General features: G+C 68.8%; 23 protein-coding genes and 1 pseudogene. 5 read left to right on the top strand and 19 right to left on the bottom strand.

Going from position 1 to position 23464, the window contains the following annotated elements; translation table 11 throughout:
• The first annotated feature begins 101 nt into the window (after positions 1-101).
• A complete protein-coding gene (locus HKK74_RS12345; RefSeq protein WP_222722174.1) occupies positions 102-1676 on the top strand; it encodes a T6SS phospholipase effector Tle1-like catalytic domain-containing protein in 1575 nt (524 codons plus the stop codon).
• Positions 1677-1772: 96 nt separating this feature from the next.
• Here HKK74_RS12345 and HKK74_RS12340 read toward each other — a convergent pair whose 3' ends face one another.
• The 4 genes from HKK74_RS12340 to HKK74_RS12325 form a co-directional block, all read right to left on the bottom strand.
• Positions 1773-2195 carry a DoxX family protein gene (locus HKK74_RS12340; RefSeq protein WP_187243292.1) on the bottom strand — a complete coding sequence of 141 codons (423 nt, stop codon included), beginning with the start codon at positions 2193-2195 and terminating at the stop codon, positions 1773-1775.
• Between the two features lie 100 nt (positions 2196-2295).
• A complete protein-coding gene (locus HKK74_RS12335) occupies positions 2296-3579 on the bottom strand; it encodes an RNA polymerase sigma factor (RefSeq protein ID WP_312881436.1) in 1284 nt (427 codons plus the stop codon).
• Positions 3580-3697: 118 nt separating this feature from the next.
• Positions 3698-4051 (bottom strand): YciI family protein, encoded by a 354-nt coding sequence (locus HKK74_RS12330; protein WP_187243290.1) that lies wholly within the window; start codon positions 4049-4051, stop codon positions 3698-3700.
• A 221-nt stretch (positions 4052-4272) separates the two neighbouring features.
• The gene (locus tag HKK74_RS12325) at positions 4273-4839 is read right to left on the bottom strand and encodes a TetR/AcrR family transcriptional regulator (protein ID WP_187243289.1); all 567 of its coding nucleotides are present in this window, start codon (positions 4837-4839) and stop codon (positions 4273-4275) included.
• A gap of 75 nt (positions 4840-4914) precedes the next feature.
• Between HKK74_RS12325 and HKK74_RS12320 the strand changes: the two genes are divergently transcribed.
• Complete coding sequence (locus tag HKK74_RS12320) at positions 4915-5778, top strand: SDR family NAD(P)-dependent oxidoreductase (protein WP_222722173.1); 864 nt, start codon at positions 4915-4917, stop codon at positions 5776-5778.
• A gap of 69 nt (positions 5779-5847) precedes the next feature.
• The gene (locus HKK74_RS12315) at positions 5848-6537 is read left to right on the top strand and encodes an endonuclease/exonuclease/phosphatase family protein (RefSeq protein ID WP_187243287.1); all 690 of its coding nucleotides are present in this window, start codon (positions 5848-5850) and stop codon (positions 6535-6537) included.
• On the opposite strand, the gene HKK74_RS12310 is transcribed toward HKK74_RS12315, so the two are convergent.
• From HKK74_RS12310 to HKK74_RS12270, 9 genes and pseudogenes are all read right to left on the bottom strand, one after another.
• Positions 6497-8815 (bottom strand): NACHT domain-containing protein, encoded by a 2319-nt coding sequence (locus tag HKK74_RS12310; protein ID WP_187243286.1) that lies wholly within the window; start codon positions 8813-8815, stop codon positions 6497-6499. The two genes, HKK74_RS12315 and HKK74_RS12310, sit on opposite strands and share 41 nt — an antisense overlap.
• A gap of 361 nt (positions 8816-9176) precedes the next feature.
• On the bottom strand, positions 9177-10217 hold the full coding sequence (locus HKK74_RS12305; RefSeq protein WP_187243285.1) for a CU044_5270 family protein: 1041 nt from the start codon (positions 10215-10217) through the stop codon (positions 9177-9179).
• Positions 10210-10788 (bottom strand): RNA polymerase sigma factor, encoded by a 579-nt coding sequence (locus HKK74_RS12300; RefSeq protein WP_187243284.1) that lies wholly within the window; start codon positions 10786-10788, stop codon positions 10210-10212. Before HKK74_RS12300 ends, HKK74_RS12305 begins: the two co-directional genes overlap by 8 nt.
• Before the next feature lie 268 nt (positions 10789-11056).
• A pseudogene (locus HKK74_RS12295) lies at positions 11057-11582 on the bottom strand (DUF6082 family protein).
• Positions 11583-11696: 114 nt separating this feature from the next.
• Positions 11697-12299: a DUF6879 family protein gene (locus HKK74_RS12290; RefSeq protein WP_187243282.1), complete on the bottom strand. Its 603-nt coding sequence runs from the start codon at positions 12297-12299 to the stop codon at positions 11697-11699.
• Positions 12292-12561, bottom strand: coding sequence for a hypothetical protein (locus HKK74_RS12285; protein WP_187243281.1), 270 nt, complete (start codon positions 12559-12561; stop codon positions 12292-12294). Before HKK74_RS12285 ends, HKK74_RS12290 begins: the two co-directional genes overlap by 8 nt.
• Before the next feature lie 315 nt (positions 12562-12876).
• Positions 12877-13791, bottom strand: coding sequence for a hypothetical protein (locus HKK74_RS12280; RefSeq protein WP_187243280.1), 915 nt, complete (start codon positions 13789-13791; stop codon positions 12877-12879).
• On the bottom strand, positions 13788-14342 hold the full coding sequence (locus tag HKK74_RS12275; RefSeq protein ID WP_187243279.1) for an RNA polymerase sigma factor: 555 nt from the start codon (positions 14340-14342) through the stop codon (positions 13788-13790). Before HKK74_RS12275 ends, HKK74_RS12280 begins: the two co-directional genes overlap by 4 nt.
• 139 nt (positions 14343-14481) lie before the next feature.
• A complete protein-coding gene (locus HKK74_RS12270) occupies positions 14482-15828 on the bottom strand; it encodes an ABC transporter permease family protein (RefSeq protein WP_187243278.1) in 1347 nt (448 codons plus the stop codon).
• On the opposite strand from HKK74_RS12270, the gene HKK74_RS12265 reads away from it, so the two are divergent.
• Positions 15732-16349 carry a DUF6183 family protein gene (locus HKK74_RS12265; RefSeq protein ID WP_222722172.1) on the top strand — a complete coding sequence of 206 codons (618 nt, stop codon included), beginning with the start codon at positions 15732-15734 and terminating at the stop codon, positions 16347-16349. The two genes, HKK74_RS12270 and HKK74_RS12265, sit on opposite strands and share 97 nt — an antisense overlap.
• A 50-nt stretch (positions 16350-16399) precedes the next feature.
• Here the strand turns inward: HKK74_RS12265 and HKK74_RS12260 are convergent, their stop codons facing one another.
• On the bottom strand, positions 16400-17413 hold the full coding sequence (locus HKK74_RS12260) for a saccharopine dehydrogenase family protein (protein ID WP_187243276.1): 1014 nt from the start codon (positions 17411-17413) through the stop codon (positions 16400-16402).
• Between the two features lie 122 nt (positions 17414-17535).
• Between HKK74_RS12260 and HKK74_RS12255 the strand changes: the two genes are divergently transcribed.
• Positions 17536-18456 (top strand): AraC family transcriptional regulator, encoded by a 921-nt coding sequence (locus HKK74_RS12255; RefSeq protein WP_187243275.1) that lies wholly within the window; start codon positions 17536-17538, stop codon positions 18454-18456.
• Between the two features lies 1 nt (position 18457).
• On the opposite strand, the gene HKK74_RS12250 is transcribed toward HKK74_RS12255, so the two are convergent.
• The 5 genes from HKK74_RS12250 to HKK74_RS12230 all read right to left on the bottom strand — a co-directional run bounded on the left by HKK74_RS12250 (position 18458) and on the right by HKK74_RS12230 (position 23394).
• A complete protein-coding gene (locus HKK74_RS12250) occupies positions 18458-19597 on the bottom strand; it encodes a DUF3103 family protein (protein ID WP_187243274.1) in 1140 nt (379 codons plus the stop codon).
• A gap of 238 nt (positions 19598-19835) precedes the next feature.
• Positions 19836-20663 (bottom strand): SAM-dependent methyltransferase, encoded by an 828-nt coding sequence (locus tag HKK74_RS12245; RefSeq protein ID WP_187243273.1) that lies wholly within the window; start codon positions 20661-20663, stop codon positions 19836-19838.
• Between the two features lie 345 nt (positions 20664-21008).
• Positions 21009-21620 carry a hypothetical protein gene (locus HKK74_RS12240; protein ID WP_187243272.1) on the bottom strand — a complete coding sequence of 204 codons (612 nt, stop codon included), beginning with the start codon at positions 21618-21620 and terminating at the stop codon, positions 21009-21011.
• 325 nt (positions 21621-21945) lie between these two features.
• Positions 21946-22590 (bottom strand): S1 family peptidase, encoded by a 645-nt coding sequence (locus HKK74_RS12235; protein ID WP_187243271.1) that lies wholly within the window; start codon positions 22588-22590, stop codon positions 21946-21948.
• Between the two features lie 162 nt (positions 22591-22752).
• Entirely contained in the window at positions 22753-23394 is a 642-nt protein-coding gene (locus HKK74_RS12230) for a protein-L-isoaspartate(D-aspartate) O-methyltransferase (RefSeq protein WP_312881434.1), read from the bottom strand.
• Between the last annotated feature and the right edge of the window lie 70 nt (positions 23395-23464).

The following is a 23464-nucleotide window of genomic DNA, read 5'->3' as shown; positions in this document are numbered from 1 at the left end:
CTCTAGGGAAAGCACGATCGTCGATTTCTGTGTGAGTTTCTACCGGACCGTCGACGGGTAACCGTGTAACGACAGCTTACAGTGGGCTCACAGGGGGGATCATGCGTCATCTCATTGTGTGCTGCGACGGCACTTGGAATACACCGGAGGACGAGACCGTCACGAACGTACGCCGACTATATAACGCCCTCGATGACGTGGACGAAGACAAGCACCCGCAATTACGCTATTACCAGCCCGGCGTGGGCACTCTGCGGAACAGGCTGCTGGGAGGCGGTGCCGGACTAGGTCTGTCCCGCAATGTGATGGACGCCTACCACTGGTTGACCACCAGGTATGAGCCCGAGGACCTCATCTCGCTATTCGGCTTCAGCCGCGGTTCCTACACCGCGCGCAGCCTTGCCGGAATGATCTCAGCGTGCGGGTTGATCGACACCTCCAAGATGGACGAGGTAACGGTTCTGAGACAAATCAAATATGTGTACGACCGCAGGTACCGGAAGGGCAGCACTGGCGATCAACAATGGCGTGACGGGCTCACCTTCCGCTATGACCCTGACGATCGTGAGCAGATCCCGGTATACTTTATCGGAGTGTGGGACACCGTCGGTGCACTCGGCATCCCGGACTACATGGGTTGGCTCAATATTCTGGACCCACGCAGCCGCCACGACTTCCATGACCTGAAGTTGAATCCGTATATCAAGCATGCTCGTCACGCCGTGGCCATGGATGAGCGCCGTGGTCCCTACATTCCCGCGCTGTGGTCTGAGCCGTTTGCAGATGATCAGGACGTCGAGCAGGTGTGGTTCCCTGGCAGCCACAAGGACGTGGGCGGCGGCCACCTTCGAATGGGCTTGAGTGACGGCGCACTGCTGTGGATGATCGACCAAGCGCGCAGCAATAAGGTCAAGCTCGGCTTCGACAAGACGACGGTGGACCAGATCAGGCCCAATCCGCTCGACGTCCTGCACGACGACGACCGCGGTGTGGTCGGCGTGCTCGAGCCCTTGGTCGACCCATCGCTCAAGCCTTTGCTCGAGATCGCCCTGCAGCCTCGGCCGCGGGCTGTGCCCCGGATCGACCCGAACAGACCAAGCAACCGTCTCCACCAGTCGGTGTACGACCGCCATCAAACCCCGCCCATCACGAGCGGACCGTATCGACCCACCCGGGTTCTCGCTCCAGGTGAGACGGAGACGGTCGAGATATATGCCCGCGAACCGTGGAACGAGACCGGGCTCTACCTCGAAGCCGGTGACTACCGTTTCACCGCTGAGGGCGAGTGGCTGGACGGCGACATCGCGTCGGGTCCCGCCGGTACCGAGGGCCTCCGCCGCTTCAACCCGCTGGTCGAGAAGCTCCGCCTCGTGGGCACACTGTTGGGTAAGGGACAAAAGCTCTTCCGGCTTGTGACGCGGAACAAGGTTGCGGACTTCATCGGTGCGCGCCGGGAGGAAGACATGCCGTGGATGTCGCTCGTCGGCGTCGTCGCCAACGACGCGATATCCATCACGGATGCGAACAGGGCACACGAGCGCATCCCCATCGGCGCCGACACCAGCTGCCGGGTGACCAAGAGCGGATATTTCTACGCCTTCGCCAACGATGCCTGGGGTTTCTACGGGAACAACGACGGCAGTGTGCGTCTCACCGTGACCAGGACGGACGAGTAGTCCCGCGCGCTCAACCTGGTGAAGGATGATTACTACGTCTGCGCATGGCCTTGTGGCGTCCCCGGCGGTCGCGTTCGGTCCGCGAGAGTCGTACGGTCAGGGCCGCAGGGAGCGCAGCAGCTGCCGGGTCTCTTCGCGGCGGTCGTAGGCGATCAGCGCGAACACGATGGCGAACGCGGCGGGCAGCGCTGCGAACGCGGGAACGAGGACCAGCACCTGGGTGAGGATCGCGCCGATCATGAGGCCGATGAGGCCGGTCGCCGCGAGGCCGGCGAGCCGTGGCACGACCAGGCCGATCGCGCCCGCCGCCTCGACGGCGCCGGTCACGTACCGGAACCACTGGCCCCAGCCGATCTCGGCGAAGGTCTCCACCGCGTCCTTCTGCCCGGCGAACTTGGGCATCGCCGAAGCGATGAGCAGGAAGGCCGCGATGAGGATCTGGAGTACCCACAGCGTGCGGCGCAGCGTGCTCGGCTTCGAAGCGTTGCCGGAGGCGGTGGAGTGAGTGTGCGTGGTCATGTCAATGGTCCTTCCGGGACGGTCTGTCGCGTGTGTGCTGCCAACGCGTCGTCCGGCGACCGCCCGGATCGACATCCGCCCCGGATTTCTTCGAGATTCTTCAGCGGCCTTGTTCGGCCAGCTCAGCGGCGCGTCTCAGGAGCACCTGCCGTTCCGGCTCATTACGGGTGAGGGCCGCCGCCCGCTCGAACTCCGCGCTCGCCTCGGCCACCCGGCCGAGACGCGCCAGCAGGTCGCCGCGCACGCTCGGCAGAAGGTGGTAGTTCTTCAGGGACGGCTCGCCGGTGAGCGCGTCGGCGATGGCCAGGCCGCGCTCGGGGCCGTACGCCATGCCCAGCGCGACCGCCCGGTTCACCTCGACGACGGGGGAGGGTGCGGTGCGGGCGAGGATCTCGTACAGCCCCGCGATCTGCTCCCAGTCGGTGGCGTCGGCCGTGACCGCCTGAGCGTGGCAGGCCGCGATCGCCGCCTGCAGGACGTACGGACCGGGCGGGTCGCCGATGGTCCGGGCGCGCAGCAGCGCCGCGAAGCCGCGGTGGATCAGCAGCCGGTCCCAGAGCGCGCGGTCCTGCTCCGGCAGCGGGACGGGCTCGCCGGACGGTCCGGTACGGGCCCGGGTGCGGGATGCCTGGATCTCCATCAGCGCGACCAGGCCGTGCACCTCGGCCTCCGCGGGCACCAGCTCGGCCAGCACCCGTCCCAGCCGCAGCGCCTCCTGGCACAGGTCGGTACGGACCCAGTCGTCACCGGCCGTCGCCGCGTAACCCTCATTGAAGATCAGGTAGATGACCTCAAGGACCGACGCCAGCCGGGCGGCGCGATCGGCCCCGGCGGGGACTTCGAACGGGACGCCGGCCTGCGCCAAGGTCCGCTTGGCCCGGACGATCCGCTGTGCGACGGTCGCCTCGGGCACCAGAAACGCCCGCGCGATCTCGTCAGTGGTGAGCCCGCCGAGCAGCCGCAGCGTCAGAGCAACCCGGGCCGACGTGGACAACACGGGGTGGCAGGCGGTGAACACCAGCCGCAACAGGTCGTCCTCGATCTGCTCGGGATCGAGTGCGGCGTCGAACTCGGCACCGCCGGTCTCGGTCTCCAGCCCGTGCCCGATCTCCTCGATCTTGCGTTCGAGGCGCTGCTCTCGGCGGATCCGGTCGATGGCGCGGCGCTTGGCGACCGCCATGAGCCACGCACCGGGGTTGTCGGGGATGCCGGATCCGGCCCACTGCTCCAGGGCGGCGACCAGTGCGTCCTGCGCCAGTTCCTCGGCGAGGCCGACGTCGTTCACCAGGCGTACGAGGCCCGCGATGATCCGCGGCGACTCCAGCCGCCAGACCGCGGCGATCGCCCCGTGAACCGCTGATCGCTCCCCCTTTGTCTGCGTCACGGGGACGATGAGAGCACCATTGCAGGTCAACGCGCAAGAAGCCGCCCGCCGCAACCCCTGAGGTCGAGTACGGCGGGCGGCGCGCAAGGCGGCCATGCCACCCTGTGACCGGCCGGGATCACTGGCCCGGCTGGTCCTCCGGGCCGAACACCTGCTTGATCACGCCCTGACCATCGCCGACGATCTGCCAGAACCGCTTGGACAACTCGATGGCCTCCTCCCTGGTGCGTACCTCGATCAGCGCGAAGCCGACCACGGCCTCCTTGGCCTCGCTGTAGGGGCCGTCGGTCACGGTCACCTTGCCGTCCTTGGAAGCGATGTGGATGCCCTGCGGCTCGAGCCCACCGGTGGCGAGCAGCACGCCCGCCTTGCTCATCTCGGCGATGAACGCGCCCATCTCGGCCTGGAGTCGCTCGCTCGGCGGGGTGGCCGGGGTCGAACCGTCCTCTGTCGTCATCATCAGGAATCGCATGGTCTGTCTCCTCATTGCAGCGGTGCCGGTGAACTCGTTTCTCCCGGCGCTCACCGTCGCGTCGAACGGAGGGCCGCCCGATCGACACGGGCGGCCGATTTTTCTGTACGAATCGAAAGTGCCTGGTCAGAGGGGGAGGGAGCTCGCTCCAGCCGGCGCTCGGTCAGCCGGTGGCGCGGCGCGCGGTCGACCTTACACCCCTGCTTTCTCGGCTATGCGGGTCACGAGCCGGGACGGAGATATCCCAGCAGATCGTCCACGAGCTGGTCCGGGCTCGCGTTGCCCTTGCCGCCCTTGGCCAGATGTCCCACCGCGGCGAGTTCGGCGGCCCCGTGCGCGGTCGCGCGCAGGAGCGAGGCCAGCCGTACCGAGTCGCCGGGAGGCAGCGCGCCGGCGGCCTGGGTGGCGGCGACGAGGTCGACCAGCGCGGTCTGCGCCGCGTGCGCCGCCTTGGTCAGCTCGTCCGTCTGGATGTTCCACGGGCCGAACACCAGACGGAAGCGGGCCGGCCGCTCGAGCGCCCAGGCGATGTAGCCGTGCAGGGTCGCGCGCAGCGCCGCCTCGGGGGATCGCTCACTCTTGAGGGCCGCCGCCAGCTCGGCAGCGCGCCGCTCGAGCTCGGCCGCGGCCACGGCGGCCAGCAACAGCTCCTTGCTGGCGAAGTGCTTGTAGGGGGCGTTGTGCGACACGCCGACCTGCCGCCCCACCTCGCGCAGCGTCACGGCCGCCACCCCGCCCTCGTCGAGCAGGACGGTGGCCACGTCGACCAGCGCCTCCCGGGTCCCCATCGCGCCATCGTAACTAGGTTGACGATGTCAACCTAGGCCGCTAGGTTGACGCCGTCAACCACAGGAGGGATGAAGATGCGAATCTTGGTCACCGGGGCGACGGGCGGCATCGGGGAGGCGATCGCGCGCAGGCTCGCGACCGACGGGCACACGGTCGTCCTCGTCGGACGCAACCACACGCGGATCAACGAGGCGAGGTCGCGGATCGCGGCCGCGGCGCCGGACGCCGACCTCCACGGCGAGGTCGCGGACCTGTCGCTCATGACCGACGTCCGCGAGCTCGCGGCCCGGCTGGACCCGCTACCGGACGTCGCGATCAGCAACGCGGCGATCATCGCCCCGATCGACGCGGTCACCGCCGAGGGCCTGCAACTGACGTTCGCCACGAACCACCTCGCGCCGTACCTGCTGCTGCGAACGCTGGCCATGCGAGTCGGCGCGGGCCGAGCGCGGTTCGTGATCGTCGGCGCGGCGCCGCGGGCGCTGGCCCGGGTGCCGGTAGACCTCGACGACCTGCAGTTCCGCAACGCACGCACGCTCGGCGCGCTGCCGAGCTTCCGGCCGTTCGCCGCCTACGGGCGAACGAAGAACATGAACGCGATGTTCGGCTACGCGCTCGCTTCGCGGCTCGCAGGCACGAACATCACGGTCAACGGCGGCCACCCCGGCATCGTCAAGCAGACCGGCCTGGGCCGACATGCGTCAGGCGGGCTGAAAGTGTTCACCACCCTGCTCAACCCGGTCGTGCCAGGCGCCGACTACGGCGCCGACAATCCCACCTGGCTCGCCACGGCGTCCGAAGTGGAAGGAGTGACCGGACGGTACTTCGTGCGGCGCAAGGAGGTCACGACTGCGCCGCACACCACGGACGTCACCCGGCAGGATCGACTGTGGGACGAGAGCGCGCGGCTGGTGGGCCTGCCGGCGGCGCTTCGCTGAGCCGGCGCAGCAGGGTGGATCACCCTTGATCACCGCTGACCGAATCCGGTCGGCGAAGACGACGCGCGGATGGTCGGGCCGTCCAACGGCTACGGCGAGCAATACGTCACCACCAAGCCGGCGCAGTCGCGGACGTACCGCGGCGGCACCGAACTCCTCTGTGAGAACACCGAGCCCTCGGGCCGGATCGAGGTCGTGCCGGCCGACGGCGGCAACCCCGGCGTCTCCGTCGTCGACGTCCTCCAAGGCGCGACGGCCGGGCCGGTCGACTACTCGCTGTTCGGCGGATACACGATCGCCGCGACGCAGGTCGGCGCGGTGCAGCACAAGAACCTGCCGCCCGTCGTCGCGACCCCGCAGACCTCCAAGCAGCTCGCCGTCGCGACGTACAACGTGGAGAACCTCGCGCCCGGCGACCCCGCCTCGAAGTACGCGCAGCTCGCGCACGGCGTCGTCACGAATCTAGCCAAGCCCGACATCGTCGCGGTCGAGGAGGTACAGGACAACAACGGCGTCGTCGCGGCCGACCAGACGCTGACCAAACTGACCGCGGCGATCAGCGCGGCGGGCGGGCCGAAGCACGACTGGCGCGAGATCGACCCGGTCAACGACCAGGACGGCGGTGAGCCCGGCGGCAACATCCGGGTGGTGTTCCTGTTCAACCCCGAGCGCGTGTCCTTCGTGGATCGGGGCGCGCCGTCAGGCGCGTTCCAGCGCCTCATTCGGTCGCGGGGCGATCACCGCGGAGTCTCTGCTTGAGCTTAAAGGCGAGATCGTAGGAGAGGCCTTCGCCGTCCCAGAACAGGCGGGCCGTACAGAGGCGGCTGTCGAGCCTGCGCAGGGTGAACGTCAGCCGTGTCGGCTTGGAGGCGATTCCCCGAGCAAGGTCCTTGAGTGGGGCCTCCCCGAACCGGGAGCTGGTGACCGAGGCGGATCCGGCACCCGCGAGTGTGAGCCCGACCGCCGCCCCTTGGCACCCTTCGGCTGCGATGGTGCCGCGGAAGCCGACGACAGGCTGCTCGGTGAGGCCTTTCGAGACCTTGAACGTGGTGGTGGCGACGGCGCCGGGCGGCAGCTCCCAGACGAACGCGAATCCGCAGTTCAGCGATTGTGTACCCATGCAGCGGGGATTGTCCACGGCAGAGTAATGACGTGGTTCGGCTCCAGAGTGGTAGTCAAGACGGTACCCCTGGGGGACGGCGAAGAGGAGCATCGCGGGCAACACGACCGCTACGACCAGACCGACCTGGCGCCCCCAGAAACCCTCCGCCCTGTCCAGTGCACCCTCGGGCTGCTGAGGACGAGGCTGGAGGGGTGCCAGCCGGTCCTGGAGCCGGGCGTGCCGGAACTGGTAGACCGTCCCAGCCTGCCGGAGAACGCCGCGTTCGTGAGCATCAGAAATGAACCGGGTGAACCGCAGGGGGAGTCGTCTCGTCGCCGCCAGCCTGAGGCGCGAAAGCAGGAAGGTGCCCCAGGGCGTGTTCGCAGCGGATACGGTCATGAAGACCGAACCGAAAACGGCCGCGTACAGTTCCGCCGAGCGGCTGTTCGCGGCAAAGACGACCGTCACCACCGCGGCGATGACGAGTCCGACTCCGAGCCCGGCCAGCAACGCCGAACCGATGGCCGTCAGGCGCTGGCGACGCAACATGCCGAGCGGGTCGATCGCCCGCGGGTCCGGTCGGTGAATTTCGGCCCAGACGCCGTCTTTGACGACGAAGTAGCCGAAGCCCGCCATCCCGAGCGCACCGGGCGCGGCCAGCGGCGGCGCGAACAACAGGCGCAGGAACCACCAGCCCATGGCGCAGAACAACGCCGCGACGGTCAGGGCGACGACCTGGGACCGGAACTGCCACCAGGACAGGTCGCGGGTGCCATGTGCGGCCATGTTCTCCGCCAGGTAGGTGAGCCAGCGGCGCGCACGACGAGGGTCGCCGGAGGCATAGACGGCGGGGATGAAGGCATCGAGGAGGTGGCCCTCAACCGCGGCGCGGTCGGTGAAGTCCAGCAGCTCGGCGGGATCGGCGGGACGGCGTTCGTAAACGGTGCGGGCCAGGTCGGCCATGAGCGGGGTCGACAGAGCCTCGGCGAGAGAGCCGTCGGGATGGGCGCGCAGGTGAGCGCGAACCGGATTCCAGCGGTCGTCTTCCGGGATGTGGGTGAGGTCGAGGAAGTCGATGACCTCGGTGACCTCGATGGGCTCGAGTTCGATGACGGCGGCGCGGCTGAGGAACGCGCCAGTGGACGTCACGGCCGTCTCATACTCGTCGCCACGGCAGGTCAGCACCAGTGGGCCGGTGGTCACAGCGCGGTCGATGGCGTCAATGGCCTTCGCGTGCAGGTGAGGGGCGAGTTCGTCCAGGCCGTCGAGAATCGGCATCACCCTCTCGGTGGTGAGCAGCCGGGAGATGACATCCTCGGTGAGCGTCGGATGGTCGGCCCGGATACGGCACGTCATCCAGTCGAGGAGGCGCACTTCGGGATTCCAGGACGACAATGGGAGCAGGACCGGTACGGGCTCGTTCTCCTGCGGTCTCTTCAGCAGATCGAGGAGAAGCTGCATCGCCAGGACTGTTTTGCCCGATCCCGGCTTCCCCAGGACGACGAGTTGCCTCCTGGGGAGAGCCCGGAAAGCTTCGACGATCCGGCTGACGTCGCCGCGCAGCCGAAGACGGATCGGACGCGCGCCCGTCGCGTTCCGGCCGAGCACGGCCTCCGGCGGAGCCTGCACCGGCCGTCCGGTGCTGGACCAACGGACGGGCAGCGGGGCCGGCCTGAACAGTGACCCGATCCTGGCTTCTTCGGCCGCCCACTGTGCACGCACTTCGACGGCGAGAGAGCGCGCCGCCGCGTCAAGGTCCAGAACACCACGCGCTGCGCGCCAGCTTACGATCCCGATGCCCAAGCCGATCAGGCTGATGAAGACGCCGAGAACGCTGGCGGACTTGTCCGCGCGGTCCAGGCTGCCGAGGGCGATGAAGAAGATACCGATGACGAGCAGGACCAGTACGCCGCCGATTCGCTCCACTCGTCGCATCGAGCCAAATCTACAATTCCGGCGAATCTGGCGCGGAACCTTGAGACATCACTGCGCTGCGGCACACCACGGACGTCACCCGGCAGGATCGACTGTGGGACGAGAGCGCGCGGCTGGTGGGCCTGCCGGCGGCGCTTCGCTGAGCTCCGCTTCCACTTCGACCGCACGCCCTTCGATGAGTTCCGCCGCCGGCGGGCGCAGGCCGATCCATGACACCTCGACCACCCGGCCGGACCGAGTGTGGGCCTCGGGCCGGCCGGGTGGTCGAAGGGATCAGGTCAGGGATCAGGTCAGCGCCGCTCCGAAGCGCACCGCGTCCGCGGGGATCCCGTCCCTGCCCCGGAACGTAGATTCAGCGTGTTCACGGGCGCTCGCCGGGCTTGCCGACTGGCGCGGAGGCCAACTGTGCCGACAAGCCCAGCACGGAGCCCTTCTTGATATGGATGGGCGTACGAGAGTCGGTCTCCACGCCCTTGCCCACGGGCGGGACCGTGTGGTCCTTCACGGAGATCCAGCGGCTGCCCAGATAGCGGTAGGTGTTCCGGTCCAGAATGATCTCCTGCCGGATGTAGCCCTCGCTCATGACGTACAGCGCCAGCCCGTGCCGTCCCTGGGCGTCCACGGAATCGGGGAGCATCCTGACTCCGGGCATCCGGGCCAGCGCACCGTACAGGGTGGCCTGCAGACGGGGCGGCACGTAATACGACTCCAGAATCTCCGAGACCAGGTTGAACGCCGCCACACCGCGCGGCGTGTCCAGGATGCCGTTGCGGAAGGCGAGCGGCTCGCTCGCGTTCTGACCGGTGGGCCGCTTGACGAGATCGTTGATCCGGTCGACCTCGGCGTACAGGCGGGCGAGCGCGGCGTCGGGATCGCTCGGCAGATCGATGAGCACCTTCGCGGTCGGTTCGCTCACAGGTACGACGACACGGTCCTCGCGAGGCGGAGACTTCCCTTCCACGGTGAGCCATGCCTCGTTCGTCGAGTACTTGGTCCTGGGGCCTAGCGTCTCGCCGTTGATCTCAGCCGTGCGGGTCTTGACGTAGATCCACTGGCCGGGTGTCAGCGTGATGGCCGGCTGGGCCTGCGCCGCCGCCTTGGCGCGCAGAGCGACCTCCTGTGCGTTGGCCACCGGGCCGCCGGGCAGGATCCCCACCCGGCCGGGACGGTTCGCCGGTGCGTCACCACCCACGTTCTGCGCGATCGTGATGCCGGACGCGATGGCCACGGCCAGGGCGCCGACCGCGACCACGCGTACGACCGGACGGACCGGACGCGACGAACGCCCGCGCCGCGGCTCCTTGAACTCCGACAACAGCCGGGACCGCCCCTCGTTCAGCGCCCTTTGGCGGGTCGGCGCCACGTCACGGCAGAAGTCCTCCATCAGCTTCAGCTCATCCATCGTTCGACTCCTCCAGGGCGCTGCGCATCTTCTTGCGGGCTCGGTTCATGCGGGACGACACGGTTCCGACGGTGACGTTCAGTGCCCGGGCAACGTCCTTGTAACTGAGGCCGCTGGCCAGGAGCACAAGAACGTCGCGTTCGCCCACGTTCAGTCGGGCCAGGGCGGCCGCGAGCTGTTTTCGCATTGCCTGAGCCGACAACCGGTCGGCGACGATCTCAAGGGACGACTCCGCGGCCGGGTCGACGCCGGTCCTGGCGATGGCCTTGAAGAACCGGATCTCGGAGCGGCGGTGGTGGCGGATCAGGTTCGTGGCGATGCCGTACAGCCACGGACGGGCATCAGCGAACGTGGAGTCGTACCGGTCGCGCTGCCGGAACGCCCGCAGGAACGTCTCGGCCATCAGGTCGTCGCCGACGTCCGGCCCGAGCCGACGTGCGATGTAGCGCTGTATCTCCCCGGCATGCCGGTCGTAGATCTCCTCGAACCGTTCCGGCTCGTGGCGGGACGCCTCGATCAGCGCGGCGTCATCGGCGGGGGCATCGGTTGTCGTGACGGGGTGGACGATCATGCCGTTTCCGGCTTTCTCATGGGCGCTCCTTGAGGGGTTGGTCTTCACCTGCCTTTTCCCGCACCCGCCCGCCTTCTTCCAAGGGGGCGAACACGAACAAGCTCAGAACTCACATCGAGTGGATCGCACATGGGACCGCGCCACCACCGAGCAAGTAGCCCTCCACCACGACCACCGCCCCACACCCGCTGCCGGACGGAGCGCCCACCTCACCGTCCGGGCCAGGGAAAGACCCGGACGAGGAATTTCCGGCTGCCCCCGATACCCCTCACGGTTGAGGTGATCGGGTGATGGCCTTGAGGTACTCCTCATCCAGTATTCGGTGGAAGCGTCGGGCTCGTCGGCCCTCGACCGTCTCAACGCGCAATGACCTCGTGTCCGCCCAGAACCGCAGTCCCGGTTGCGCCTGGAACAGCCTGCTCGCGCCCGCGCGGAGATGTACGGCCGAGCTCGTACCTGCTCTCCCAGTACGACAGGATCAGGTTGACGTAGAGATACTGCCGCTGCTCAGTGTGATCGGCCGAAGAGCTGTACGGGCCCCAGCATTCAAGGTAGGCGGGGTCGTCCATCGCCATCTTCAGCAGATCCGTGTGCACGGCACGGGCGGCCTGCTCACGGTTCACCATCGTCTCTCTGGCCTGCAACACCAGAGAGACGGCGACACCGGCCAGCGCCAGGACCGAGAGCAGTGCGGCGGCCGCACCATAGGTCGCCCCGATATTGCCGCGACGCGTCCAGGCGGTGGCGCTCCCGCCGAAGGAGTCCAGGGCCAGGGGCGACAGGCCGACCAACATCGACGACAGCACGACGAAGACCAGAACGAACAAGCGGACAACACTGCGGCGACCAGCGGGGCGATGCCACCATCGACGCTCGTCCTCCGCCATCAACCGCTCGCTCTCTCACCTTCACACGACGGGAGGTGGGAGCGGCGCTACCTCCCGGGGAAAGAAGCTCAGCAGATCCTCGCCCTGACGATGCAGCGCCGCCATCTCCTCACGGCAGGCCGCAATGGTCTGAGCGTCGGTCACCTTACGAGCCCCGTCAAGCACGCCCGTCCCGTCGTATCTGATGACGTAGCCGACCCGATCTCCGAGGACCAGGACCTCAGGGAGCTCCCGAGCCTTCTCGAGCGGGCGGACGGCGGCAGTGTCGAGCACCCTGATCCGTTCACCTTCCTCAGCCCGGATCCGAAGGACATGAAGTTCCCACCACAGGTACGGAGACAGTGGCCACTCGACGATGCGCACCCGGTGCTGCGTGATGCCGTGTTCGTCGAGCCGCTGTTGCAGTCCCTTGATCGACGGACGCATTTCCTCGGCGAGCCGGAGCGCCGTCGCCCAGTCACCTTCGGCCATCGCCACCCAGCTAGGCACCTCGGGTTCACGGAAGGTCTGCTGCCGCTCCAGCTTCCAGCTCTCGGCCACCCGCCAGAAGCGGGACTCGAAGTCGTCGAGATAGGCGTCGAGACCCAGCTCCATGCCGGGCAGGTCGAGAAGGCGCTCAAGCATCAGGGATATCGGGCTTCGCGGCGATGAGCATGTTGCGGGGGATGACCACGAGCCGCTCGTCGTGCACGATGCCCACGCCCTCAGGCAGCCTGTCGGCATAAGCCTCGGTCAGATCGCGGCCGATCACCGCGATATCCCCGTTCTCGAGCTCCCAGATATCCGGACTACCGGCCGTGGCGTTGGTGTCCCCCAGCTCAAGCGCGGACTTACCGAGACGTCGCTTCAGTCCGGCGGATGGATCGGCTTCCCACGGTCTGTCCATAAGTCCTCCGGCCCTCGCCAGTACGGCTCAACGTGAGCATGACACGGAGCGAAGACCCGGACAATCAGCGCAGGCGCAAGGTCGTAGCGTCCACGATGGTGCCGCGCCCGCCACTCCCTCGTCGCGCTCCGTACGGCCCGAGCTTCCGCCGGAGCGGCAACCCGGGCCCGTACGACCGAAGATGGCGCGGCAGTGCGCGGACGACCTCACACCCCCGGAGGCCGACATCCGCACCACCGCGCCATCGCGCCGAAAGCTGCGCCTGCGCGACATCCTCGCGCCCCGGTTCCGGTCGGAAAGCCGACGAGCACGTCCTCAGGATCGAGGCTGGGAGTCCCGGGCGTAGAGAGGGTTGTGATCCAGGTGTTCGCGGGTGACCAGCAGTCGCACCGTCCCGGCTCTGACCGGCTCAGCGTCCCAGACGGTCCAGTCGGGTCCGATCTGGCCGGCCGTCAGGGGCTTCAGCGTGTGCTGGTCGTTGCCCTGCAGTACGACGAGCTGGAACTCGGTCTTCAGGCCGCGCCTGCGCACCTCGGCCATGACCGCTTCGAACGGGCGGCCGCGCACCTTGGCTCCGGCGAGGTCCTCGCCCTTGGCGGTGACGGACCCGGCGTTCTCGTAGGACTCACCGGGTCTGGCCGCGCGTCCCAGCTTGACCCACGCCTTCCCGGTGGAGCCGGCCGGGACACGAACCACCAGGGCGCATCCCTTCTCCGGCGCTTTGCAGTCCTTCCCGTCTCGCTCCATCCCCGTCGTGAGCACCATCCCGGGCTCGCCGCCGCTCACGCCGATCTGAACCATGTCGCCGACGGCACTCGGCGAGACGGGGACCACGCGCAGGTCGACGTGCAGACCGACCGCTTTGAACGCCGCGCTGTACTTCTCATGGTCGGCGAACGGGTCCTTGATGCGGGCGACGTAATCCTTGCCCTCGAGCCGGACCTCGACCGCGGAGTTGGCGTACGAGGTCGCCGCGCCGCGACCATCCCCCAGCAGGCTGGGCCCGACGACAACGCCCACGGCCATCACGCCTGCGGCCACCGCGGCGAGGGCGAGTCGCCAGGGGCGGTGCCGGCGAACGCGTACGGGTGCCACTGCCGTCGCGGGCTCGTCGGTCACGATCGAGGCCAGCAACGCTTGTCCCGCCGCGCCGGACGAGCGGCCTCCCGGCTCTCCGGGCTCCACCCGCGCCAGCGCTCCCACCATCGTGTCGATCTCGTTGTCGTTCACAGCGACCTCTCAGCCGGAAGCAGTCGGCTTCTGCCTTCTGAAATGAGTCGGATGTCCGCGTCGCTGAGCGCCCGTGAGAAACGCTTGCGCGCGCGGTAGAGCCTGATGCGTACGGCGTTACGCGACACGCCGAGCGCGGTGGCGATCTCCTCGCGTGTCAGTCCCTCCCAGGCGACCATCGACAGCAGCTCGCGGTCGTCGTCGGGCAGGGTCCGGAAGACCTGGGCGATGCCGGTCAACTCCGCCCGGCTCTCAGGAGAGTCTCCGTAGAGGTCGGCCATCTCATCGTCGAGCTCCACGCTGCGGGCCTGGCGGCGGACCTGGCCACGGTGATGATTCGCCAGCACCTTCCGCGCCACGCCGTACAGCCAGAGCGTGGCCGCCTGCCCCGGAGGCAACTCGTCCACCCGCCGCCAGGCGATGGTGAAGGTCTCCGCGACGACATCGGCCGCGTCCTGGGGCGAGTGACATCGGCGCGCGGCGTAGGCGGTGATCAGGCCGTACGTCTCCCGGTAGACGGTCTCGAATCTGGCCAGCCGTTCATCCTGCATGGGCAGTTCCCATGGCTGGTCTCCTTTGTCAGCGAGGAATGCGAACACTCCCGTCTATGTGCAAAGAAGACCCATCATTTCCGGCCGCTTCCGCGAGGATGTGCTGTAGGTGCCTGCGGGCAGCCGCGGGGCTCGGCGGTCACGGACGCGGTGACCGCGTCCTGAACGACCGGGCGGACAGCTCGCCGGCTCCGAGCACGAGCGCGGACGTCAGGACGACCACGAGGAGCAGGCCACCGAGGGCGATCGCCGGGATCGCGCGGTCCCCGTTGCTCAGCGCGTACACCAGCCCGGAGGCGCCGGGAACCGCTGCCACCATGCCGACGACGCACGCCGTCACCGCGACGAACGCCGCCTCCCACCGGCCCACCCGTTGTCGCTGCGCCGGCGTCGCTCCCACCGCGTGCAGGAGCGTCAGCTCGGCCCGTCGGGCGAGGTTGCCGACCACGAGCGAGCTCACCACCGCGATCGCGATGTAGCCCCACAGGATCACCAGCAGGACTACCTGGAACGACGCCGGGTCGCCCACCGATGCCTCGGGATCGGACACGACCGGCGACCGCACGACCTCCACGCCCGGGTGGTCCCGAAGCCGCTCGGCGACGCGACTCGCGCCCTGCTGCTCCGTCGTGTCGCGCGACAGGGTCACCACCAGGGCGGTCGCCTGCCCGGACGCCGTGGCGCTCCGGACATCCGCGAGTGGGAGCACCACCTCGCCGAAGCCCAGCCCGCGCCGATAGATGGTCGCGACCCGACGGTCGATCGTGCGGCCGTCGCCCAGCACCACGGTGACCTGGTCACCGATCTCGGCATAGAGCATGTCCGCGCCTTGCACGCCCAGGGCGATCTCGTCAGGCGCGAGGACCAGCGGGCCACCTCCCCGAGGGTCGAGGTCGGCATATCGCGCGAGGCCGTCGCCGTCGGCCCCGAGGACCGGCAGCACCTGCCACGCGCTGTCGTCAGCCGGTCCGCGCACGACGACGGTGCCGGCCGCGACCTGGTCGACCGAGCGGATCCCGGGAGTCTCGGCGACCTTCTCCGCCGTCGAGCGGTCGATCCCGCTGGGACCGGCCGTCACAACGAGACCTGCTCGCCGGCCGGCATCGACCTGGTCGCTCGCGACGGCTCCCGCCGAAGCGTTGGCGAAGAGCTGGGTGCAGCTGAGCGTGACGCCGAGGACTGCCGGAGCCAGCACACCGCCCACCCGCGCCGCTCGCAGCCGGACGTTGCTCAACGCGAGGTACTGCGTCGCGCCGCGCGTCGCCGGTCCCTGCACGATCCGCGCCGCCGAACGTACGACCCACGGGCTCAGCGGCCCGATCGACAAGGCGATCACCAGGCTCGACAGACCACTGAGCCCCGTGGCCCCGTCACCCGAGAACGCCCAGGGTGCGGCTGCCATCGCGACCCCGAGCGCCAGGACCGCCAGCCCGGCGGCGAGCCGGGTCCGGCTGCTGGACGGACCCGATATGCCCCCCGCCGACACCGCGTACGGCAGAGCGGTCCGCGCTTCGGGACACCGCCACCGCAGACGTGCACCAGGCCATCGTTTCCGCCGTGGAGGCGGGCGGCTGGGGCGACGCCGGGGCGTGGGTCTTCGTGCTGGACGACGCCGTCGAACCCGACCGTGTGCCAGGTCTGCTGCCTACGCTGCCGATGGCCTGCGTCGACGGGCTCCACCCCGCCGAGCGCTTTGAGATCGCCGTCCGCCCGATGGGCGATATCTGGTGCTTGCTCTTCGCCACCGCGTCGATGGGCGGCACGTACGACACAGGCGTGCACGGTGCCTATGGCCGGCTGGCGGCATGGCAGTCGATGGCGGGGCTCAGCGGTGCTCCGGCGGGCGCGAGCGCGGAGGAGGTGGAGCGCCATGCCCGGCAGAGCACTTGGTTCCACTTCGAGGCCGATGCGGACTGGTTCCACAACGAGATCTACGACTACGGCATCGCCGCACTCTCCCCCGACCGTCGCCGGATCGCCGTGCTGGCGGCGACGGACACCGACTAGTAGGAGTTCGGCCGAACTCAATTCCCGATATGAGCCGCCTCGACTGACGCCTAGAGCTGCCAGGTCACGCCCTGGTCGGCGAGGCTGTTCAGGAAGTCGGCCGCCTCGAACGCCTGGGCGGGCGTCAACGTGCCCTTCCTGTCGCCGCCGGCGATCAGCCTGCGCGCGCCTTCGACGGCGATCACGGCGGTGAGCCGGTAACCATCCGGGCCGGTCACCCAGCCCCGTACCCGATCGCCGCGCTCGTCGGCGGCCTCGGCCAGCATCAGCCAGCGGGTGTTCGCACGGGCCTCCGGGATGAGGACTTCCGGAATGCTCTCAACGACGTCCTCCGTCAGCGATGCGAACAGGTTGGCCACCTCCGTGCGGATGACGCTGCGGACACGCCGCACATTAAGGTGCCGCGGCGCGGTGACCACTCCCGGCAGCGCGAACGGCGTGACCGCGACCTCCCCCTGTTCCCCTGGTACGGCGATGGTCGCGGGCACGGCGTCGCTGACCGGCCGCCAGTCGCCGTCGACATAGTCCACGGGCCCCTGGTCGAAGACCGCGACCATCGAACGGGCGGTGCCGCGCGAGGCGGCCCCCGGGGTACGCAGGTCGGCGATCAGCAGTTCGGCGGCCGAGTCGAGCCGGTTTGCCGTCAGGTGCGCGATCATGTCGCCCGGACCGCCGTCGTCGGCCATCGCAGACACCACCGCCACCCCGGCGCGCTCCGCGTCGTCGGCGAAGGCCTCCAGGATGTGCCTGATGTACTGCTGTTCCCCCGCGGTGTCGAGGTAGTGGGTACCGGCCGCGATCGCAGCGCGCACCACAGGCTCACCCAGAATGCTGAACGGCCCGGCACAGTTGATCACGGCGTCACAGTCGCGCACCGCCGCGGCGAGTGCGGCCTGATCGCCCAGGGGTGCCACCCGGACCTCCGCCCCGCCCACCTCGGCCGCGGCCTTGGACAGCCGCTCTTCGTTCCGGCCCACCAGTACCGGCGTGAGGCCCCGGCGGCGAACCTCGGCGACGGTGAGCCCGCCGGTGAAACCCGTTGCGCCATAGACGGCGATTCTCATGTCGATCTCCCCTCTGAACTGCGGTCCACGTTAGGAAGGGCGCCGCCGGGAGCCCATGTCCGACGATCCAGCGGGTATGTCCATTCGTCTTGTCGATGCGGGTGCCGATGTACGTTCTGGACATGGACGTGCTCAGCGACGCGATCACCGCCATGCGGACGGGGCGATCGCACGCCGCCAGAACACGGCTGCGCGCGCCCTGGGGGATCCGCTTCCAGCAACAGCAGGGGGCGGGGTTCCATGTGATCCTGCAGGGCTCTTGCTGGCTGCTCCCCACCGACGGCGAACCGATCGCGCTCGGCGTCGGCGACGTGGTGTTCCTGCCCCGCGAGCTCGGCCACGGACTCGCGGACGCGCTCACAACGCCATTGGCCGAAGCCGTCCCCGAATACGAGGACGGCTCCTTCCCCATCGGCCGGGTGACCGGCGACGGCCCTGGCCCCCGCGCCGAGACGCTGTGCGGTGCCTACCGCCTCGACCAGTCCCGGATCCACCCGTTGCTGGCCGAACTGCCCGACGTCATGCACATCCCGGCCCACGTGGGGCGGCACTCGTCACTGCGCGGTGCGATCGAACTGCTCGGCCACGAACTGGACACCGCCCCAGGGCCCGGCGCCGACGCCGCCACGCTGGCTCTGCTCGACGTTCTCCTCCTGTACATCCTGCGCGCTTGGTACGAGAGCCGGCCGGGCGAGCCGGACACCGGCTGGGGCGCGGCATTGCGCGACCAGGCCGTCAGCGCCGCGCTGCGCGGCATCCACCAGCATCCCGCCCGTCCGTGGACCGTGCAGTCGCTCGCCGCGCACGCGGGGCTGTCCCGCGCGGCCTTCGCCCAGCGGTTCACCGGCAAGGTCGGCTCGCCCCCGCTGACCTACCTGACCTGGTGGCGCATGACCACCGCTGCCCGGCTGCTGCGCGACTCCGACCTGCCGCTGCGCGCGGTCGCGGAACGCACCGGGTACGCCTCCGAGTTCGCGTTCGCCAAGGCGTTCAAACGTGAGTTCGGCACCGCTCCAGGCCACTACCGGAAGGAAGATCCATAGGTCAGAGCGCGGACACCCAGTAGGGAGCGACGTCCATCCATCCATTGGCGGCGGCGCCGTTCAACCGGCCGCTGCTGGCGGTGGACAGTGTGTACCAGGAGTCGACGTAGTCCGGGTCGTCTGTCCACCACGAGGTCGGGATTGCGGACAGGATCGCGTTGACCAGCGGGACGTAGTAGCCGAGGTCCGCGATCGAGAGCAGCGCGTTGGCGATGGCCGTGGCGAGCGCCTGGTAGTTGGTGTCGCCGTCGTCCTCCATCATGACGACATCGGCCAGGTTGTACTTGTACGCCGAGAAGTGGACGATGAGCTGGTTGGGGTAGTACGTGGTGCCGTCGTTGTCGAGGTACGGCATCTGCACGATGTTGACGGCGGGTGCACCGTCGAGCCCGAAGCCACCGACAACGCTGTAGATCTCGGCGGCTCCCTTGATCCACGGTTCTTGATCGTTGTTCAGCCGGATGGCATTGATCTTGGTGGCCCAGTACCCGTTGGCCGCAAGGGCCTGGGATTCGGTGGTTCGGGATTCAGTGATTCGCGATGCGGAGGGCTTTACGGCCTTGATGCCGCGGTCGGCGAGAACGTCCCTCACGAGCTCGAGTCCCATGGGCATCGCCTTGGCGACGTCGACCTCCACCACGAGAACGGGCCTGTCGGGCGCCTTGACCGGATCGAGGAGGACCTTCCCGCCGAGCGGGTCATAGGCGGTCACCTCGGCCGGCTCGTCGTCGGTGGGTGCCGCCGCGACCAGGGGCACCTCACCACGCTCCAGAGCCGCGCGCGTGCCGGTGTTCGCCAGCCGCAGCCGCAGCAGCGACCCGCTCGTCGCGGGCAAGGCCTTGGCCGCAAGCACGGCCCGGTTGGCGGCACGCGCTTCTTGACCAAGACGCGTATCAGGCTCGATCGTCAGCAGGTCGGCCGGTCCGGAAGCTGTCGTCGAGGCGACGTGGCCCCGAGCGGTCTGATCGGCCAGTTCGCCGGCGACCTGGCGGGCGAGGTGGTCGGTGATGGTGAACACCTTGCTCGGAGCCTGGGCCCTGGGGGACGTCTGGGCCGGAACGGCCGCGGCGGCGCCGGCGGTCAGGGTGAGTGCGGTGAACGCGGCGACCGAGGTGAGGGCTGCCTTGAGGACTTGGGTCACAAGCCTTCTCCTTCTTTCTCGCGGCCGGACCAGAGGGGGTGTCCTGGTCGCGGACGGGCGAGCGAGATCAGGAGTATCTTGACCGACCCTGATACAAGGAGAAATATGAATCCTTGACTAGCGAGGCGGCTTTATTTCGTGACTCTTCCAACTAGGGCACTGCCACTGCTGGGAGAGCATCCCCGGGACCATCGGGGATCTCAGGACGACCCTTGCCGCACGTGGTCAGCCGTACGACCTAAATCACGCGCGCCACTGCGCCGTACAAGGCGGCTTCGGCGAGAGCCGGACGGGGCTGTGGTTCGGTTTCAGCGCGCCATTCGGATATCGGCACGAGTCCTGGCGAGATGACTTCGCAGCCGTCGAAGAATCCGGAGATCTCCTCGCGGGTGCGCAACTGCAGCGGGATGCCCGCTGCGTCATAGATCCGCTCCCCGGTGCGGCCGGTACTGGGCGGCAGGAAATCGCCGGTGGCGTGGGAGATCACGAGATGGCTGCCCGCCGGCAGGGCCGACAGCATGCGGGCCACAATGGCGTAAGGGTCGTCGTCATCGGTCAGGAACTGCAGCACCGATACCAAGAGAAGTGCCACTGGGCTTTCCCAGTCGAGTTCCGTCCGCGCATGCGCCAGGATGCCGTCCGGATCGCGCAGGTCGGCATGCAGGTACGCGGTCGAATCGCCGGTCAGCAGCGCCCGCGCGTGGGCCAGCACGATCGGGTCATTGTCGGCGTAAACGACTCGGCTGCCAGGGGCGACCCGCTGCGCCACCTCGTGGGTGTTGTCGACGGCGGGAATGCCCGTGCCGATGTCCAGGAACTGGCGGATCCCGGCCTCACCGGCCAGGTGAGTGACCACGCGCCGCAGGAAGGCACGGTTCTCGAGGGCGGTTGTGCGCATCGCCGGAAAGTTCGCCAGCACCTTCTCGGCGGCTTCGCGGTCGGCCGCGAAGTTGTCCTTTCCTCCCAGGTAGTAGTCGTACATCCGGGCCGAATGCGCGACATGCATGTTGAGTTTGTTCGAAGCAGCACTGCCGCCCGCTGCGTCATCGAGGTTCCGCGTCGACATGGACCGTCCTGGGGGGAGGGGACCCGACGGATTCGAGCATATCCCGCACTCGCCGTCCGCTGTCCATATTCGGGCATTCCACGGCACTTGTGGACTTTGTCGCGGCATCGCCGGTAGGCCCGTACCCGCTTCTCCGCTACGGCACCGGCGCTCAGTGATGGATCCGGACCCTGCCCTGAGTGAAGTGGGCAAGTGCCCGGTCCATCTCCTCGACCATCGTCACCGACCACGTCGCGCGCATACACGTCCCCCCGACCGGTGAGTGAGCTTCGGCTCGATCCACCGCGCCTGCGCCGCGACCGGCTCGATGCCGTTCCGGCCGGCGCGCCCCCGCCACCGGCCATGTCAAGCCTGCAGCCCGGCCGCTATCTCGCGGGCCGACGCGACCAGTCGGGCCCTCAGCTGCGGCGAGGGACGCGTGTGCGTACGACCCGACAGGTCGACCAGCAGGTTCGAGACCCGGAACTTGACGTGCACGTCGTAGACGTCGGTACGGTTGAACAGGATCTGGATGCGCATGTGGTCGACGAGGCTGAACCCCTGCTCGGCCAGGCCCGGCTCGTCCCGCACGTCGGAGGTGGGGCGCGCGTTGCGCCGCCACGTGGCGTACAGCGCGCGGGCACGCTCAGGAGCGCTCTCATGCGGGGGGTCGTCGACCCGGGTCTCAGCGTGCAGCCGCACCGTACGGAACGGGGCGTCGGTGCCGGCGACGGACGTGGACCACTTGCAGACCGCGGTCCGGTCACCGCCGCCGATGCCCAAGAACGATCGCGGCGGATGCGCCTCACCGTCGGGGTCGGGCACCGGCTTGTGCACGAGGCGGGAGACCATGCCCGGGGGCAGCAGCGGGCAGGCGGCCACCCGATCGAACCGACCGTCGTCGGTGAACGCTCCCGACCACCAGGCGGCCGTCACGCCGCACCCGCTCACCACCAGCACCAGGGCGATGGCGCCCACGCGAAGGACACGCGGCGGCCGAACGGGATGCGAAGCCCCGTCGGAAGGCGGAGCGGCCATTCCGGAACGCTCCCACGAAGGCGGATCGGCCGCAACGTTCACCGCACGAGGTGCGGGGACGTCCCCGGGTAGCCGCCGGAATGCGGCAAGCCGGGGCGCCGGCCTTGTGTCCGATGTGCGCATGACCGGGCCGGTCGGCCGCCATGACGACGGCCACGGGCGACGTCCGCACCTCGCGACCTGTACCGGCGGACCTCAGGAGAGCCGCTTCTCGGCGTTGGCCCAGGGCGGATGGCCGACCCGGTCGGCCGGACCGGCGCACCCGTCAGTAGACGTTCACGCCGAAGGCGTTGAGCGCGGGAAGGATCGGCTGGAAGTAGGTGACCCCACCGCTGGTGCAGTTGCCGGAGCCGCCGACGGTCAGGCCGAGCGCCGTCGTACCGGAGAAGAACGGCCCCCCGAAATCCCCGGGCTCGGCGCACACGTTGGTCCGCACCAGCCCGGTGAAAGTGCCCTCGGGGAAGGTCACCGTCTGGTTCAACGCCGTGACGGTGCCGCACCGGAGGCCGGTGACGGGACCGCTGCGGCACACCGACTGGCCGACGAAGGCGTTGCCCGCGGAGACGATGTCCTGCGACCCCGGCCAGAGGTGGACGCTGCCGAGTTTGGTCACCGCGGGGTTGGTGTAGCGGACGATCGAGGTGTTCCCGGTCGAGCCGGCCGTGGTCCCGAGCACGATCGTCAATGCCGGATCCGCGTACCAGGTGCCGGCGACGGTCGCGCAGCGCGCCCCCAGGACGAAGTAGTAGGTGGTGCCGCTGCGGACGTTGAACCCCAGCGTGCACCGGGAGCCGGCCGAATAGACGGGCAGCCCGCCCTCGGTCGCGGTCGCGGCCTGCGCGCCGGGCGAGGGGAGCAGTGCGCTGATCACACTCGCGGCGACGACCAGTGCTGCGGTACGGAATCTCACGGAGGCCTCCAGCCGGGGTTCGTACGCCGAGGCGACGGACGTATGCGCTTTCCCGGATAGTGCGGAACCCTCCGCGCACCGGCAAGGCGCAGAACCTGCCAAGATGACCGACCGTCGGCTGTCAACCACGAGGCGGGGCGCACCTGTGGGGCGTTCGCGGCTTCACGTCGGAAAGCCGTGCCGGCCGTGGAGGCGTACGAACGCGGCCAAGGTCACGACCTTCTTGCGGGTCAGCCCGGTGGCGGTGCGCTCGAAGAGCACGACGTCCTCCTGGCCGCCGGGGCCGATGGGCTGTACGAGCCGGCCGCCGGGCCGAAGCTGCTCGATCAGTGGTGCGGGTACCTCGGTGAATGCGGCCGACACGATGATGGCGTCATAGGGAGCACGGTCGGGCGCACCGCAGCTGCCATCCCCGGCCAGCAGCTCTACGTTGTCGATGCCGTGCTCGGCGAGGTTCCGCTCGGCCTGCCGCATGAGGTCGGGCAACCGCTCGACGCTCACGACGTCGCCCACCAGGTAGGCCAGGAGCGCGGTCTGATAGCCGAGGCCGGTGCCGACCTCCAGTACGTGCTCGCCCCCTTCGAGGCCGAGGCTTTCGATCATTCGCGCCGACAGGGACGGTTGAGTGGTCACCTGGCCGTGCCCGATCCCGATGGGCATGTCCTCATAAGCCGAGCCGGCATGGTCGACAGGGACGAATCCCGCCCGGGGTGTCATGCGAACGGCCTCGATCAGGCGTTCGTCGCAGATGCCCGCCGCCAGGACGGCCTGAACGAGAGCCTCCGAAAAGGCGTTCGCGGTCACATGGTCCACCCTAGGCAGTTCGGGTGCGCAGGGATGGATTCGGACCCGGCCCTGAGAGAAGTGGGCGAGT

It is taken from the genome of Actinomadura alba, assembly GCF_014323705.1.
GTDB lineage: Bacteria > Actinomycetota > Actinomycetes > Streptosporangiales > Streptosporangiaceae > Actinomadura_C > Actinomadura_C alba.
Note: the sequence above shows the minus strand (reverse complement) of the source record. Positions and strands in the feature narration are given on the sequence as shown.

What these genes read in the sequence shown, in the direction of transcription:
- HKK74_RS12345 (WP_222722174.1), top strand. Translation starts at nt 102, where the DNA reads ATGCGTCATCTCATTGTGTGCTGCGACGGCACTTGGAATACACCGGAG.
- HKK74_RS12340 (WP_187243292.1), bottom strand. Translation starts at nt 2,195, where the DNA reads ATGACCACGCACACTCACTCCACCGCCTCCGGCAACGCTTCGAAGCCG.
- HKK74_RS12330 (WP_187243290.1), bottom strand. Translation starts at nt 4,051, where the DNA reads ATGCGATTCCTGATGATGACGACAGAGGACGGTTCGACCCCGGCCACC.
- HKK74_RS12325 (WP_187243289.1), bottom strand. Translation starts at nt 4,839, where the DNA reads ATGGGGACCCGGGAGGCGCTGGTCGACGTGGCCACCGTCCTGCTCGAC.
- HKK74_RS12320 (WP_222722173.1), top strand. Translation starts at nt 4,915, where the DNA reads ATGCGAATCTTGGTCACCGGGGCGACGGGCGGCATCGGGGAGGCGATC.
- HKK74_RS12315 (WP_187243287.1), top strand. Translation starts at nt 5,848, where the DNA reads ATGGTCGGGCCGTCCAACGGCTACGGCGAGCAATACGTCACCACCAAG.
- HKK74_RS12310 (WP_187243286.1), bottom strand. Translation starts at nt 8,815, where the DNA reads ATGCGACGAGTGGAGCGAATCGGCGGCGTACTGGTCCTGCTCGTCATC.
- HKK74_RS12305 (WP_187243285.1), bottom strand. Translation starts at nt 10,217, where the DNA reads ATGGATGAGCTGAAGCTGATGGAGGACTTCTGCCGTGACGTGGCGCCG.
- HKK74_RS12300 (WP_187243284.1), bottom strand. Translation starts at nt 10,788, where the DNA reads ATGATCGTCCACCCCGTCACGACAACCGATGCCCCCGCCGATGACGCC.
- HKK74_RS12290 (WP_187243282.1), bottom strand. Translation starts at nt 12,299, where the DNA reads ATGCTTGAGCGCCTTCTCGACCTGCCCGGCATGGAGCTGGGTCTCGAC.
- HKK74_RS12285 (WP_187243281.1), bottom strand. Translation starts at nt 12,561, where the DNA reads ATGGACAGACCGTGGGAAGCCGATCCATCCGCCGGACTGAAGCGACGT.
- HKK74_RS12275 (WP_187243279.1), bottom strand. Translation starts at nt 14,342, where the DNA reads ATGCAGGATGAACGGCTGGCCAGATTCGAGACCGTCTACCGGGAGACG.
- HKK74_RS12260 (WP_187243276.1), bottom strand. Translation starts at nt 17,413, where the DNA reads ATGAGAATCGCCGTCTATGGCGCAACGGGTTTCACCGGCGGGCTCACC.
- HKK74_RS12255 (WP_187243275.1), top strand. Translation starts at nt 17,536, where the DNA reads ATGGACGTGCTCAGCGACGCGATCACCGCCATGCGGACGGGGCGATCG.
- HKK74_RS12245 (WP_187243273.1), bottom strand. Translation starts at nt 20,663, where the DNA reads ATGTCGACGCGGAACCTCGATGACGCAGCGGGCGGCAGTGCTGCTTCG.